Genomic DNA, 14,149 nt, shown 5'->3' with positions numbered 1-14,149 from the left:
TAGCGAACTCCCAGAATCGATTTTGATCTGATTGGTTTTCTGGGAGTTTGCGAGCTACGCCGATGAGCACGCCCGACTTTTTCCGCAGCCGACTGGACACGATGATCGACCTTCGTCACCCCCTGGCGGTGTTGGCCACGCGCATGCCGTGGGCATCCATAGAAGCGGCGCTCGCGCCTATGTTTGAGCGCCGTGCTCGTGAAGGTCGTGTCCTGGAAGGCTCGGATCTGTTCGGCGCGACGGCGGTACTGGCTGGCAGCGGCCCGAGCGCGGCAGGCCGCCCTCGATTGCCGATTCGCTTGATGGCGGGGCTGCTGTACCTGAAGCATGCGTACAACGAGAGCGACGACTCGGTGTGCGAGCGCTGGGCGCAAGACGTGTACTTCCAATTCTTCTGCGGCGAGGAGTACTTTCAAGCGCGCATGCCCTGCGATCCGACCAACCTCGTTCGCTTTCGGCAAGCCTTGGGCGAGGCCGGTGTCGAGGAGTTGCTGGCGACGACGATTGCCGCGGCGACGCAAATGAAGGCGATCACCCCGGCCGAATTCGAGCGGGTGATCGTCGACAGCACGGTTCAAGAGAAGGCGATCGCCTATCCGACCGACAGCCGGTTGCTCGAGGTGGCTCGGATCAAACTGGTGTGCCTGGCGCAGCGCGCGGGTTTGGTGCTCAAGCAAACGTATCAGCGTGAAGGCAAGCGGCTGCGCCGGCGCGCTGGCGGCTACGCACATGCCAAGCAGTTCAAGCGCCTTCGTCGAGTGCTCAAACGCCAGCGTACCGTGCTGGGCCGCGTGTTACGCGACATCGAACGCAAGATGTCCGAACTCTCGCACGAACGACAAACGTCATTGCGGGTTTGGCTGGAGCGGGCGTGGCGAATCTGCCGTCAACGCCCAAAGGATAAGAACAAGCTGTACGCCTTGCACGCGCCGGAAGCAGAGTGCATTGGCAAAGGCAAAGCACGACAGCCGTATGAGTTCGGCATCAAGGTCAGCTTGGCGATCACCGAGCGGCATGGCTTGATCGTCGGCGCGCGGGCGTTCCCGGGCAATCCGTATGACGGGCACGTGCTGGCCGAACAATTGGAACAGACTTCGATCCTGCTGCAAGAGGCGCAAGGTACACCGCGCGTGAAGACGGTGCTGACCGATCTGGGCTATCGCGGCGTGGACGCCGACATTGCACCGGTGCAACTGGTCCATCGCGGCAAGAGCAAGACGCTTTCGAACAGGCAACGGCGCTGGTTAAAACGCAGGCAGGCCATCGAACCGATCATCGGGCACGTGAAGCACGATCACGGCATGCGCCGCTGCTGGCTCAAGGGGCAAACGGGCGACGCCGTGCATGCCGTGCTGTGCGCGGCCGGCTACAACCTGCGTTGGTTGCTGCGAGCCATTGCTCGTTTGGGCCTGAAGGCCTTTTATGCGCTCGCCGCTTTGCTCGGCACCGAGAAGTTCACGAAACGCCAATCACGCGGCTCCCACAAATCCTTCACGCTGTGGGCCGAGCGCTGGCGCCAAACATCCCATCGCTGGGCGCACTGAATTTTGCAGGGCCGACTAGTTCGAGTGTATCCAGAACCAGTCCACTACCGGAATCGACCCCCATCGCCGCAACGCTGTCGAGCCAACATCGCCATTCGTCATGACTCGGCCCAGGATGAAGCAATGTTGCGCGAGCGAGATCGGTCGTCGATCTCAGCGCTGCCGCCTGATCGGGCGTGCACATCGGCGTGAGCGTTTCCGCAAACAGCGGAACAGCTTCTAGGCCGGCCCACAGTCCTGTCCCGCGCACGACGATCGCATCGACTTCGGATGTCGTGAACTCCGGCGTGTCGTCGGCGGAGGTCGAAATGCGCAACTCAATCCCTTCCAATGCGCGATTGATTTCCGGAAGTCGCGGAAATAACCATCGAACCGCGAATGTCGACGGTAACCGGAGCGTGAGGATCGGCTTCGTTCCCGCTTGAACGTTCGCGTGCGCAACCAATCGTGTGAGTACGTCCACTGCCACGTCCAGCAGCGCGTGTCCGTCCGTCGTCAGCGTCAGCCCTGATGCGTGACGCAGGAACAGCGCGCATCGATAGTGCGCTTCCAATTGCTGGATCTGGCGGCTAACCGCGCCTTGCGTGCGATATAGATGATTGGCGGCCTTGCTGATACTGCCGAGGTGTGCTGCCGCGACGAACGATTGAAACGCTGCCAGTGGAGGCAGGGGACGCGTGAGGTCGGCAAGTGGGTATGCATGCTGCACATACCCGGGTTGCGAATTTTTCGATTGTTCGGTCATCGGTGCATCGCTATCGTGCCGGTGTCGAATGCCTGCTCGTTGGGACAGGTGGTGTCGACGACGAATGATCGGAGGATGAGAGTGGCCACTTCGCTGGAAGCACTATACACGCGGCAGATTCGTACCTACCTCGCAGCGCTCGAACGCGGCGACGTTCCGGCGATCTGCGCACAATTCAAACCGGACGCACAAATCTTCTCGCCCTTTCTCGGTTGGATGAAGCCGGCGTCATTCTTTGAGAAAGTTGCTGCGGCGTCGGGTGAAAGTAAGATCACGCCGATCGACATTTGCGTCAGTGCGACGGGCGTGCCACGTGCGACGGGTTACTTTATTTACGATTGGGGGTTGAAGGATGGTGCGGCCGTGCGCTTCGAGTGCATTGACGTATTCGAGTTCGACGAAAGCGGACTGATAGAGCGGATGATCATCGTCTATGACACTCACCCCATCCGCAGTACGGTGGGCGACAAATACCGGTAGCGGTCGACGTTTTCACCATCTGCTGCAGGAAGAGCGTGCCGGCGACTGGAACTTGACTTGCACCGTTCATTTCCGATCTCGGATATAAGTCGCTAGGTCGGTTGCGGGAACCGACACGGACATCCGGCGGAGGATGTCAGCGATGAAACCTCGATGAAAGCTGGTGTGATTGACGACATATGCGAGGATTTCCGAGCGCGATGTGATCTGACTCGACCCCTGTTTCAGGAATCTCATAGCCGAAGCTGTCAAGCCGCTTGGCTTTGTTGAAGGGTCGGCCCAGTTCTTCTCGAACGTCATAGGATTGGCATAGTTCCACGTCGATTGCGACCGACATGCGTTGTAAAAGCCATGGCAGTCGACGATTTCATCGATCGCGGCACATCGCATTGCGAAGTGTCGACCGTGCCCCTGGCCCCCTTCAGCGAGCCTCAGCGCCCTCCGTAGACTCCCCGCGGGGGCATTGTACCGGCAGTCACCACGCCGGATCATCGATGAGCGCATGCCATTTGCCTTGAGCGAGTATTTTCCAATCCTGAGATGAGTCTGAACCTGTAGGTGGTGTGGGGTTCAGGGGTCGCTGTGTCTCTATCGGAAAGCGGAAGTTGTCCACGGCCGGCACGGCGGTGGGCAACTCCCGCCCCCGGATTATGCCGTAGCCACCGGCAGCGGCTCAGGCTCGTTTGCGACGAAACGAGGCGAACAGGTTGCGGCGCATGTCCTGAAGCTGCTGGGCGGCCTGGGAGTCGGTCATGGCCATGGCAGTGTCGCTAAGGGTCTGGGCGGTGACGCCGGGCTTGAGGTACTGCTCGAAATCCGGGATCGAGCGCAGCCGGTCCCACGGCGTCATGATCCGCTCGCTCGGGTAGCTCTTGCGGATGCGCCCACGTGCATCCACCGTGTCCACGGCGAAGTAACAGGGCCGGTGGAAGTTCAGGTACGGATTGAGCGCCTGTTCGTGGAAGCGGTTGATCGCCGCGGCATGCCTCTGCGGGATGTGCCCATAGCCGATGAGCTTGCGAACGACCGCGCCGTTCTTGCACTCGGCCAGTGCGTTGTCGTTGGTCTGGCGCGGGCGTGAGCGGGTGAACTCGATGCGCAACTTCTCGAGCAGGCCAGCCACGTCGCGGTTGATGTACTCGCTACCACCGTCAGAGTGAAAGCCGCGCACCACGAACGGAAAACTCTGGAGCATCAGCGCGATGACCGGCAGCAGGTACGCCTCGCTGATGCGCTCGACAGCGGCCACGACCTCCCATTGCGTGACGATGTCCACCGCGTTGACGTGATAGACGCCCTTGACGCCGTCCTGATCGCCTTGATGGACCGTATCGATACGGATATAACCGGGCAGGCCTTCAGGCGCCGGCGCCTTCCTCACGGCGATCTGCACCGGGCTGGGCCGCGTCTTCGTCCATGTGAGGCGCCGCTGGCGGTACGCCTGGCCCGCGCGCAAGTTGTATAGGTGCGACACGGAAATGTGCGACAAGCGTTCGTAGCGCGCATCGCCATACACCTGGCAGGCCCGCCGCGCCAGCGCCCGCGTGGCCGCCCCCGAGAGCGTGTCGTGCAGGCTGTCCAGTTCGACCAGCAAGGCGACATCCTCGTCCGTGTAGCGACGTGGGAATTGGGTGCGCGTGCCGCGTTCACGCTGCTCGAGCGTGCCGCTCTCGCGGTACTGCGCAATGAGTCGAATGACGTGGGCACGTGAGTAGCCCGAGACCCGCTGCACATAGGCGAACAGCAGCCCGCGCTCACCGCGAGACCGCCGAAAATAGCCGAACCAACGCAGCGTGCGCTCAACGAACCGTCGTCGCTCAGCCTCGTCCTGAACGACGTGCAGCTCAACGTCGCAGACCCCCGCCAGGAACTCCCGGACTTGCCCGATCGTCTCCAGCCTTGTCGTATTCATGTCGATCACCATCGCGCAATGATCGACCCCTAAAACTCCCCGCTCAGACTCCTTTGCCGTTGGAATCACACCGCCCCGCCCAGACTCCTTTGCCATTGGACAAGGCTGAGCGTGTCATTCGACAACGGTGCATGCTAAACTGGCGGTGCCGGCAAATATAATTGAATCTCGAGAACGCCTCCGTATCTAGACGGAGCCAATTTCCCAAATCATGCGACATCAAGCTACACACCCAATTGTCTCGAACGATCTTGAGACTATTGTTGGTGCGAATTTACCCTGGGAGCGTTTTCAGGGTAAGACGATACTCGTGACGGGCGCTAGTGGACTGGTGGGTAGTTACGTTGTATGGACGTTGTTAGCGCTCAACAAGCGATTCGAAAATTCAGTCAACGTCATCGCATCTGGACGTGATAAGGCAACTTTGCAACGGAAATTGGGTGAGCATGCCCATCTTGCAATTGCCGAGCTTTCTCTTTCGACGACTATGCCGCCCGGCATTGCGGCAGACTTCGTCATACATTTGGCGAGCCCATCGCGCACGTCAATGCATCGCGACGATCCTCTCGGTACGATCGGTCCAAACGTATTCGGCACTCAGTCATTGCTTGAGATGGCGAAGCGGTCCGCTGCCGAAGGCTTTCTCTTTGTCAGCAGCGGTGCTGTATACGGGCAGCCGGATCTACCTGAAGGGCAGCGTGTGCGAGAGGACGTTGCGGCGTCGTACAACCATCTCAATCCGATCATGTCCTACGCGGAGGGGAAACGCATGGGAGAATTCCTTTGCCGATCCTGGTCGGAACAGCACGAATTGCCGACAACCATTGCTAGGCTTGGACACACCTATGGCCCTGGATTGGAGGAAACCGATGAGCGTGTTTTCGCCGATTTTGTGTTTCGTATCCTCCGCAATGAACCGCTCGTAATTAAATCAGCCGGCGCGGCAGTGCGACCTTTTTGCTATATCAGTGACGCAATAACAGGGCTCTTTACCATTTTGCTGTGCGGTGAAAAAGGCGAGGCTTACAATCTGGTCAATGTATATAACGAATGCTCAATGCTAGAGCTGGCTTTGATCCTTCGAGATATTTTTCCGAAACGCGAAATCCGCGTTGAGGTGCTTGGGCAGTCATCTCATTCATTCCAGAAAAGCATTCTCCTGTCTACTGAAAAGCTGGAATCTCTTGGATGGCAACCGAACATATCGATTCGCGATGGATTCAAGCGAACAATAGAAAGTTTCAACTCTCTACCGTAGCTGGGAGCTGAATTCATGAAGATGGATCGACCGTTTGCCGAGGTGCACTAAGCATCAACCCGAGACCGATCCCCTGCACGTTGCTATCGTGCAGGCAACACGGTCAACGAACTGCGGTACATGGGCCACGGCGCTGACCGATGGTCGGCACGGCCTGGGCTATCAATGTGCGCGTACTCGTACTTGCTGACGGGCGCGCGCCGAGCATGAAGCGGATAGGATCATGGTATCGATGAATCAAGGCAGGCGGCAGAGAGTTCCGCAGCGGAAATTGCCCTGGGTGTAGACAACGGGTACGATGCGCAGGAATTCATCGATGCCTGCCAGCACATGAAGGCCACACTGAGCGTGGCGCAAAATACTTCACGGTAGCGCATGGCGACGGCTTATGATTGTCTGACGGTGGGCACTGCAGCGTCATAGTGTTCGGCGATCATGGTGATCTGCGGCAATTGCTGATCGAGCGGATAGGGCGTTGTAAGATAAATAACCGGTAGAATTTTCATATATTTCGATATGTCGATTGATATCGCGCGGCCTGCTTTGACGATATGTATCCCTACCTATAATCGAGGGAAGCGGGTGCATTCTCTTTTGCTTTTTCTAAAGCAAAATTTATTGGTGCGCACTAATGACGTCAATGTAGTGGTGGTGAATAATTGCTCCACCGACGGAACGGAGGAGATGATCTCACCACTGGTTGATGATCGAATTAGATTGATTAATCGCACAGTGTTTCTTGATAATGCGGAAAAAAATATGTTTGCATCGGTCGAGTATTGCACCGGTGAATACATTTGGTTTCATGGAGACGATGAACTTCCTATCGTCGACTCTGCATTGGCTCTGATCGACATGATCCGCAAAGATGTTGCGGACTTCTTCGTGTTCAACTCCGCAATGATCAACGATGAAGGCGGGCTACTGTCGTCACGCATGTCGCCAATGCATTCCTTGCATTTGGATATGCAGGGAGACGCGTTGATCCAGACAGCCGGCTTTGTATTTATGTTGGCAGGCATTTCGAACGTCGTCCTCAAGCGCGATCACGTCGACGTTGACGTAGCTTGGGAAGCGCAGGCGATTGCGCCGATTTATTCTCATGTGGTTTGGTTGCTCATTTGCTTCTCAAAGCGGCGCTGCCGGATTGTGAACCTTCCGCTCGTCTTCTATCGGAATTCCGCGCTTCCGAAGCAAGTGCAACATTTCAAGAAATTGGCAGAGCGTCTTGGAGTTGGAGACGACTATTTTTGGGGCCTGGGCGTTGCAACGCAACTGGAATATTTGGTGAACAAGGGTGCGATTCAAGCATCCTCGGTCGCAAAGATCATGGAAGGTCGGAGGGATGGTACGAGATTCCGATTATTGAATGAGTGTGTCCATCGGATATACACTCAGGTGCTCACATCCATCACTAGTGGCGAAACTCGGCAACGGATCGATCCTGAAACACTGAAACGTGCTCGGGATTTTCTAGTGTCATGCGATGGATTTACCTACGACCTGTTCGAGCCGATCGAAAAACTGAACGAGATCGCGTTCGGGAAACGTTCGCGCAAGGAGTTGAGCGCACTCTGCGAAGAGTACGAGCAAACCCTTGCACAGCACAGCGACGATCCATTCCGCAATCATTGGCGCGGACAGCGCTTGGGCTTTGAGATTTTCAGCATGCCGCTCGGATGGGTCGCAATCGATCCCGAGATCGAAGGGGGCGTGCAGTCGGCGCTGCAATATATCGATATTCGAGAAAATCAGCCCTACGTCTGGGTAAGTGAAAATCTCGAGGACTTACTCGAACGCTTGCAGGCGCATTTAAAGACTGAGCCGCGAAATATCGATTGTTCGAATAAGCGAGCCGATGCGCAAATAATAAAAATCGGTCACGACTTAGTGGAAATTGGTCGTTTTGCGACATCCGAGTATGCCCGAATGGTACAGCTATCTCTGCAGTATACGATGCCGATTCGGATGATTGCACGCATTTTCATCTATCCAGTTCACAGATTGACCGCAGCGGGGGGCCGCATTCTCCGTAAATGGGTTGCCCGTCTAAGTAGCGATTGACGCAATAACCAATTCGATTAGCATTTGAACGCTATCTTGCCGCTTCGGATTGTTGCAGTTACGAATCTATCAAATTGAGGACCAAATTGGTGCGTGATAACCGGCTTGACTTTCTGCTCGTGCTGCGGGCAATCGCGTGCCTCCTGGTGGTGCTATCTCATGTCACGGGCGAATTCCCTCATTCGGATCTCCTGAGTGTGTTCGGTCATGACTATACGTGGGCCATCACGGTCGTCGGCACTACTGGAGTGTGGATTTTTTTCGTGCTTTCAGGTTACCTGATGGGGAAGGGGTTCTTTACAAATCGCTATCAAGGTAATTTGACTGGGATCATTAAATTCTATTGGGATAGATTTCTTAGAATATATCCATTATATATTGTCAGTATCGTTGTAACATGTGCTATTTTTCATAAAAGCTATCCCTTGAACGAGGAGGGCGTTGAAGCGATAACGCAGTTGTTGTTTTTAAGTTTTTATGGGAAAGCAAGCTTTCCGGACTCCGTGCTTTGGACGATTTCGACCGAATTCAGATTTTATTTACTAGCGCCTTTTATTTTTCTATTCGTTCGGCGATTTGCTCGAACGAGTAGGGCTGCTTGCGTCCTTGCGTTGGCGGTAGTGAGTGTTGAGTTTGCATATCGGGTCTGGGTTTATTTGCACTATTACCATGCGGCCGGGTGGCCCGTCGAATGGCTGCTCCGAATCTATATTCCACTCAGCGGCAATTTAGACGCTTTTGTATTTGGCTTCCTATTGAACGTATTCATTCTGAAATGGAATTCATCGAGCCGTAGCTGGCATCCATCTAAAGCTATGGGGTGTGGTGTATTTGTCATTAGTTACATCTTCTCCGCCTACGTTGGCTATCGAGGGTATCTACTCGGACAGCATTTCTTCGGTCCGCTGTTCTATTGCTGTCTGCAATCAATAGTCGCCATCGGAATTTGCGCCATGCTATTCTGCTTCGAGGCTGGCGATGCGCAGCGCCGAATCCCGCTCAGCTTGCGGGCGCTAAAAGAAAATCCTAAGCGATGTCTCGAGATATTTGGAGTCGTTACCTTCGGAATATATGTTTGGCACCTGCTTATACTTTTTTGGGCTAATGACATCCATTTCCCGGTTTCAACTACTCGGGCGGCGTTTGGTTTGCGACTCCTTTTCGTGCTTGTTATAACAACCGCGCTTTCTGCCTTCACTTACTTGTTGATCGAAAAGCCGTTCCTGCGCTTGCGCTCCATGCAGATATTCCCTGCCTCGGCTTCGGTTTTCCTTAACAACTGGTTGCGGGTTTTTGATCTGCCGAAGCGCTCGAAATAACGTGTGCCCCTACATAGCCTCGGTGACGCGGTCGCCGAGGTGATCGAACGAGTTGCGTCATCGCAGGACGTCCTTCAAGAATCGCAGATAGAAGGCTGCAAACACCAACACGATGCCGACGTTCGCCATCAGCCGCTCCCAGAATCGATACCTAAAGAAAAGCAGATCCACGCTAACCACAACGACGACCAGCAACGCGACGTAAAGCACGACGGACATGTTCCTTGTCATTTCAATCACCATCCGATGTATCAATAGGGGATTCCATGCATCGCTGCAGGTCTATTCTCCACGTTTCGGAGCGCTTTATCGATGCGTCGAACGCCCCTTATCGCGGCGGAGCGGCCTGCTCGCGCAGCAGCCAGTCGCGAAACGCCACGAGTGCCGGATGCTGTCCGACTCTCTCAGGATAGATGAAGTAGTAGGAACGTGAGCTCGGCACAGGGGCGAACGGGCTGCAGAGCCGCCCGTCTCCCAGCTCGTCTTCGACGAGCATCCGCGGTACGAGCCCGATGCCGATTCCAGCAATGACGGCCTGAATCAAGTGTGAAGTCAGTTCGAAGCTCGGGCCGAACCGCAGTGCGTGATGCGGCAGGTCGAAATGGGCGCACCATTCTCGCCACGCGTCAGGGAAGCTATTTACTCGCAGCAGCGTGAGTCCTTCGAGCATGGCGACCGTCGGGCGGGCGGCTTGATTGCGTGATCGCGTTGAGGGCTGGCGGCCGCGGCGGCGCTGCCCTGTGGTAGTTAACGTTTCCGGACTGGCAATCAACACCAATTCTTCCGCGTATAGCCGATGTGCGACTACGTTGGGCCAGTGTCCGTCTCCGACGGTGATTGCCGCGTCGAGTGACTGCGTCGCGAAATCGATCTCTTCGATTCGCGAGTGAAGATCGATTTGCAAATCCGGATGCGCGCGATAGAGGCGATGAAGTTTCGGCAAAAGCCACTTGGCACCGAAGGTGGGGAGCGTTGCGACGCGCAGGCGCTCGCCGAATGCCTCGGAAGACAGCGCTTGCAACGTTGCGTTGCGGATTAGCGTCAATGCGGCACCAATCTCCGCCATGTAAGCGCGACCGGCGTCGGTGGGAGTGATCCGCTTGCCCTCGCGAAGGAACAACGCGACCCCGAGCATGGCTTCCAGCGTTTGTACTTGGCGACTGACCGCGCTTTGCGTCAGCGACAACTCCTCAGCCGCACGCGTGAAGCTTTGATGACGCGCGGATGCCTCGAACGCCAGTAGGAGCGACATCGACGGGGTGAGCTTGCGGTAGTTCATTCGTAAACCTCATGATGCTTGCAACGCATACTGCTCGTCTGAGCGCGAAATGACGATACGTCATCGCGTATAGGGTGTTGAGATACATCTGGCCCAGCTTTATGCATGCCAAGCATGTGAAGGTCATACTGCAGGAGTTGAGCGAATGTTTACCCGACCACTTTCAACGACATAGCGCTGCGCCCGCAAACGCTTGAGCGAGTCCGCACAGCGCGCTTGGTGGGGCGATTCGATGCGCCATCCAACATTCATTCATAAAGTTCATGAAGTGTACGTAAAACTTCCATTTGTATTGGGCGTGATGGCCGAGGACAATCGCAGGTTGAAACCTGCAAGACGCCGAGGCGAAAGGCCTTTCGCCGTGTTTTCAGATAAATCCCGTGCATCACACCCACGCGCCACCGATGATCTCACGTCTTTCTCCCGACGACTCCCTCGGCGATCTCCACGCGAGATTCCTTCAAACTATGAAGGAATCCGGCTTCGAAGGCGACATCGACCACACTCAAGCCCTGCGCGCCGTCCTTTCAACCGACAACTCGATCTACCAGCGGTACCCCAAAGCCGCGCTATTTCCCCGCCACGCACAAGACGTGCGGCGTATCGCCGTCTTACTCGGCCACCCGCAATTTCGCCAGATCACCGTTGCCCCCCGCGGCGGCGGCACGGGAACAAACGGGCAATCGCTGACGGACGGCATCGTCGTCGACCTCTCCCGCCACATGAACCGCATCCTGGCCATCGATCCAAAAACGCAAACGGTTCGTGTCGAGGCGGGCGTCGTGAAGGATCAACTCAACGCGGCGCTGAAGCCTCACGGCTTGTTCTTTGCCCCCGAACTATCCACGTCGAACCGCGCCACGATCGGCGGCATGGTCAGCACCGACGCAAGCGGCCAAGGCAGTTGCACCTATGGCAAAACACGCGACCACGTAAAGGCGCTCGCATCGTTTTTGATCGGCGGGGAGCGCTTGTCCAGCGTTCCCGTGGACGAAACATCGCTGAATGTCCTGTGCGGTCGAAACGATAGCGTCGGACGTATTTACCGCGTTGCGCGCGATATCAGCGAGCGTCATGCCGATTTGATCCGCGAGCGATTTCCACGATTGAATCGTTGTCTGACGGGCTACGATCTGGCCCATCTGCGCGATGAGAATGGCCGCTTCGACATCAACAGCGTGCTGTGCGGCTCGGAAGGCACGCTCGGGTTCGTGGTCGAGGCGACGCTGAACGTGTTGCCGATTCCTGCGCACACGGCACTCGTCAATATTCGCTACGCGAGCTTCATGGATGCATTGCGCGATGCGCAGCCGCTCATGGCGCATCGCCCGCTGTCGATCGAAACGGTCGATTCGACCGTATTGACGCTGGCACGGCAAGACATCGTGTGGCGAAGCGTCGCCGAATACTTGCCTGATGTCAGCGATGTCGATGGTGCCGAGAATGAAGCGGGAGGCATCAATCTCGTGGAATTCGGCGGCGACAGCGCGGCCGAAGTGCACGCTCGCATCACCGCCTTCGTCGAGCGCCTCAAAACGGATACCACCGTTAGCCGGGTAGCCGTCACGATTGCCGATGGCGAAGCCGCCGTCAATTGCATCTACGCCATGCGCAAGCGCGCGGTCGGTCTGCTCGGCAATGCGCGCGGTGCAAGCCGTCCGCAGCCGTTCGTCGAAGACACGGTCGTGCCGCCCGAGAACCTTCCCGGTTACATCGCCGAATTCCGCGCGTTACTCGATGGTATGGGCCTGCGGTACGGGATGTTTGGACATGTCGATGCCGGTGTGCTGCATGTCCGGCCTGCATTGGATATGCGCGATCCGAATCAGGCCGCGCTGATCCGGCCGATTTCCGATGCGGTGACAGCGCTGACGCTCAAATATGGCGGCCTACTATGGGGCGAACATGGAAAGGGCGTCCGTTCCGAATACGTGCCCGAATATTTCGGCCCCTTGTATCCTGCCTTGCAACAACTCAAGGCTGCGTTCGATCCGCACAATCAACTCAATCCCGGCAAGATCGCGACGCCACCCGATAGCGTCGCCTCTTTGCTGCGAATCGATGCCGTGCCGATGCGCGGCGAAGCGGATAGGCGTATCGATGAGCGTGTCTGGCAACGCAACGGCGATGCGGTGCATTGCAACGGCAACGGCGCCTGCTACAACTTCGATCCCGACGACGCTATGTGTCCATCGTGGAAGGCAACGCGGCAACGTATTCATTCGCCGAAGGGGCGCGCGTCGCTGATGCGCGAGTGGTTGAGGTTGCAAGGCGAGGCGGGAGTCGATTTGACTGCGGAGCCGACGCGGGCAGCATGGCCGATGCGAATCGTCAATACATGGCGCAAGCAGCGCGGAGAGAGAGATTTCTCGCACCAGGTTTACGATGCAATGGCCGGCTGTCTTGCCTGCAAATCGTGCGCGGCTCAATGTCCGGTGAAGGTCAACGTCCCCGATTTTCGTGCACGTTTTCTCGCGCACTATCACACGCGTTATGCCCGTTCGCCGCGTGATTATTTGATCGGCTCGCTCGAATACAGCGTGCCTTACGTCGCTGCAATTCCCGGTGCGCGTCGCATCTACAATGCGGTGATGAGTGCCCGTCCGGTCAAGGCGGCGTTGCGGCGTATGGCCGGTATCGTCGACAGTCCATTACTGAACTCGACATCTTGGCGCGATGTAGAACAGCGATGGGCGGTCGAGCCGGCTACCGTCGAGCGCCTAGCTAAGCTCGATGACGCGCAGCGAAAGCACAGCGTCATCTTCGTGCAAGATGCGTTCACACGCTTCTTCGAAACGAACGTCGCGGCTGCATTCGTTGAACTCGCGGTGCGGCTTGGTTACCGCGTGTTCCTTGCACCCTATGCGCCCAACGGTAAGCCGTTGCACGTTCAGGGATTTCTGCGTGCGTTCGAGCGCGCTGCGCAGCGAAATGCCGCTCAACTCGCTAAGCTGGCTCACTTCGACGTGCCGCTGGTCGGCATGGACCCCGCGATGACGCTTGTCTACCGGCAGGAATATCGAAAGGTGGTTGGCGTCGATGCGTGCCCAAGCGTTTTGCTGCCGCAAGAATGGCTGAACGAGGCGCTTCGGGAAGCAGTGCCCGGAAGCGATCGCGGTGCAATCAATGCGAGCCAGGACGGCAATACGTCGACGACCTATCGCCTGCTGCCGCATTGCACGGAGCGCACGAACGCGCCGGACGCAGCCGTACTTTGGCAAGATCTATTCGCTCGAGCAGAGCTGTCGGTAGCGATACCCGCAAGCGGGTGCTGCGGAATGTCGGGGACGTATGGGCATGAAGCACGCAATGTCGAGACGTCGCAGACGATTTTCGAGCAGTCTTGGGCACGACACGTCGATGCATGGTTATCGTTGGATGGCTCGCAGCCGGTCGCGACCGAGCAACCTGAGTTGTTAGCGACTGGCTACTCGTGTCGATGCCAGGTGGATCGCTTGCGGGGCCGTCGGCTGCGGCATCCCATCGAAGCATTGCTCGATGTTTATCGCGGCGATCAAAACGGTGGCTAGCAAAAGTGGGCGAACCCG

Annotated in this window: 11 protein-coding genes and 1 pseudogene; 6 read left to right on the top strand and 6 right to left on the bottom strand. The window is 57.0% G+C overall.

All coding sequences use genetic code 11. From position 1 onward, the window contains the following. Nucleotides 1-62 precede the first annotated feature (62 nt). On the top strand, nucleotides 63-1,544 hold the full coding sequence (locus tag J3485_RS25510) for an IS5 family transposase (RefSeq protein WP_242538851.1): 1,482 nt from the start codon (nucleotides 63-65) through the stop codon (nucleotides 1,542-1,544). Here the strand turns inward: J3485_RS25510 and J3485_RS25505 are convergent. Next, nucleotides 1,492-2,289, bottom strand: a complete 798-nt coding sequence (locus tag J3485_RS25505; RefSeq protein WP_206957095.1) for a LysR family transcriptional regulator — start codon at nucleotides 2,287-2,289, stop codon at nucleotides 1,492-1,494. The genes J3485_RS25510 and J3485_RS25505 overlap by 53 nt on opposite strands. A 75-nt stretch (nucleotides 2,290-2,364) precedes the next feature. On the opposite strand from J3485_RS25505, the gene J3485_RS25500 reads away from it, so the two are divergent. Further along, entirely contained in the window at nucleotides 2,365-2,769 is a 405-nt protein-coding gene (locus J3485_RS25500) for a nuclear transport factor 2 family protein (protein ID WP_242539078.1), read from the top strand. Nucleotides 2,770-2,835: 66 nt separating this feature from the next. On the opposite strand, the gene J3485_RS29135 is transcribed toward J3485_RS25500, so the two are convergent. From J3485_RS29135 to J3485_RS25490, 3 genes and pseudogenes are all read right to left on the bottom strand, one after another. Next, nucleotides 2,836-3,006 (bottom strand): DinB family protein, encoded by a 171-nt coding sequence (locus J3485_RS29135; protein WP_242539077.1) that lies wholly within the window; start codon nucleotides 3,004-3,006, stop codon nucleotides 2,836-2,838. 39 nt (nucleotides 3,007-3,045) lie between these two features. After that, nucleotides 3,046-3,291: pseudogene (locus tag J3485_RS29130) on the bottom strand (IS3 family transposase); the annotation flags it as partial. 151 nt (nucleotides 3,292-3,442) lie between these two features. Further along, on the bottom strand, nucleotides 3,443-4,693 hold the full coding sequence (locus J3485_RS25490; RefSeq protein WP_206950637.1) for an integrase catalytic domain-containing protein: 1,251 nt from the start codon (nucleotides 4,691-4,693) through the stop codon (nucleotides 3,443-3,445). Between the two features lie 199 nt (nucleotides 4,694-4,892). Here J3485_RS25490 and J3485_RS25485 point away from each other — a divergent pair, with 199 nt between their 5' ends. The 3 genes from J3485_RS25485 (at nucleotide 4,893) to J3485_RS25475 (ending at nucleotide 9,322) form a co-directional block, all read left to right on the top strand. Next, entirely contained in the window at nucleotides 4,893-5,939 is a 1,047-nt protein-coding gene (locus tag J3485_RS25485) for an NAD-dependent epimerase/dehydratase family protein (RefSeq protein ID WP_206957092.1), read from the top strand. 516 nt (nucleotides 5,940-6,455) lie between these two features. Next, nucleotides 6,456-8,003: a glycosyltransferase gene (locus J3485_RS25480; protein WP_242538926.1), complete on the top strand. Its 1,548-nt coding sequence runs from the start codon at nucleotides 6,456-6,458 to the stop codon at nucleotides 8,001-8,003. An 89-nt stretch (nucleotides 8,004-8,092) separates the two neighbouring features. Further along, nucleotides 8,093-9,322 (top strand): acyltransferase family protein, encoded by a 1,230-nt coding sequence (locus tag J3485_RS25475; protein ID WP_309477099.1) that lies wholly within the window; start codon nucleotides 8,093-8,095, stop codon nucleotides 9,320-9,322. 57 nt (nucleotides 9,323-9,379) lie between these two features. On the opposite strand, the gene J3485_RS25470 is transcribed toward J3485_RS25475, so the two are convergent. Further along, entirely contained in the window at nucleotides 9,380-9,541 is a 162-nt protein-coding gene (locus tag J3485_RS25470) for a hypothetical protein (protein ID WP_206957089.1), read from the bottom strand. Nucleotides 9,542-9,650: 109 nt separating this feature from the next. Continuing rightward, nucleotides 9,651-10,601, bottom strand: a complete 951-nt coding sequence (locus J3485_RS25465) for a LysR substrate-binding domain-containing protein (RefSeq protein ID WP_206957088.1) — start codon at nucleotides 10,599-10,601, stop codon at nucleotides 9,651-9,653. A gap of 404 nt (nucleotides 10,602-11,005) precedes the next feature. Here J3485_RS25465 and ydiJ point away from each other — a divergent pair, with 404 nt between their 5' ends. Beyond that, entirely contained in the window at nucleotides 11,006-14,131 is a 3,126-nt protein-coding gene (ydiJ, locus tag J3485_RS25460) for a D-2-hydroxyglutarate dehydrogenase YdiJ (protein WP_206957087.1), read from the top strand. Nucleotides 14,132-14,149: the final 18 nt, after the last annotated feature.

Source organism: Trinickia acidisoli, assembly GCF_017315725.1.
GTDB classification, from domain to species: domain Bacteria; phylum Pseudomonadota; class Gammaproteobacteria; order Burkholderiales; family Burkholderiaceae; genus Trinickia; species Trinickia acidisoli.
The sequence above is the reverse complement of the archived record's forward strand: the minus strand, read 5'-3'. Positions and strand labels throughout refer to the sequence as shown.

Excerpts from the sequence above, each read along its gene's own strand:
- J3485_RS25490 (WP_206950637.1), bottom strand. The coding sequence starts at position 4,693 with ATGGTGATCGACATGAATACGACAAGGCTGGAGACGATCGGGCAAGTC.
- J3485_RS25500 (WP_242539078.1), top strand. The coding sequence starts at position 2,365 with ATGAGAGTGGCCACTTCGCTGGAAGCACTATACACGCGGCAGATTCGT.
- J3485_RS25470 (WP_206957089.1), bottom strand. The coding sequence starts at position 9,541 with ATGTCCGTCGTGCTTTACGTCGCGTTGCTGGTCGTCGTTGTGGTTAGC.
- J3485_RS25465 (WP_206957088.1), bottom strand. The coding sequence starts at position 10,601 with ATGAACTACCGCAAGCTCACCCCGTCGATGTCGCTCCTACTGGCGTTC.
- J3485_RS25480 (WP_242538926.1), top strand. The coding sequence starts at position 6,456 with ATGTCGATTGATATCGCGCGGCCTGCTTTGACGATATGTATCCCTACC.
- J3485_RS25505 (WP_206957095.1), bottom strand. The coding sequence starts at position 2,289 with ATGACCGAACAATCGAAAAATTCGCAACCCGGGTATGTGCAGCATGCA.
- J3485_RS29135 (WP_242539077.1), bottom strand. The coding sequence starts at position 3,006 with ATGAGATTCCTGAAACAGGGGTCGAGTCAGATCACATCGCGCTCGGAA.
- J3485_RS25485 (WP_206957092.1), top strand. The coding sequence starts at position 4,893 with ATGCGACATCAAGCTACACACCCAATTGTCTCGAACGATCTTGAGACT.
- J3485_RS25510 (WP_242538851.1), top strand. The coding sequence starts at position 63 with ATGAGCACGCCCGACTTTTTCCGCAGCCGACTGGACACGATGATCGAC.
- ydiJ (WP_206957087.1), top strand. The coding sequence starts at position 11,006 with ATGATCTCACGTCTTTCTCCCGACGACTCCCTCGGCGATCTCCACGCG.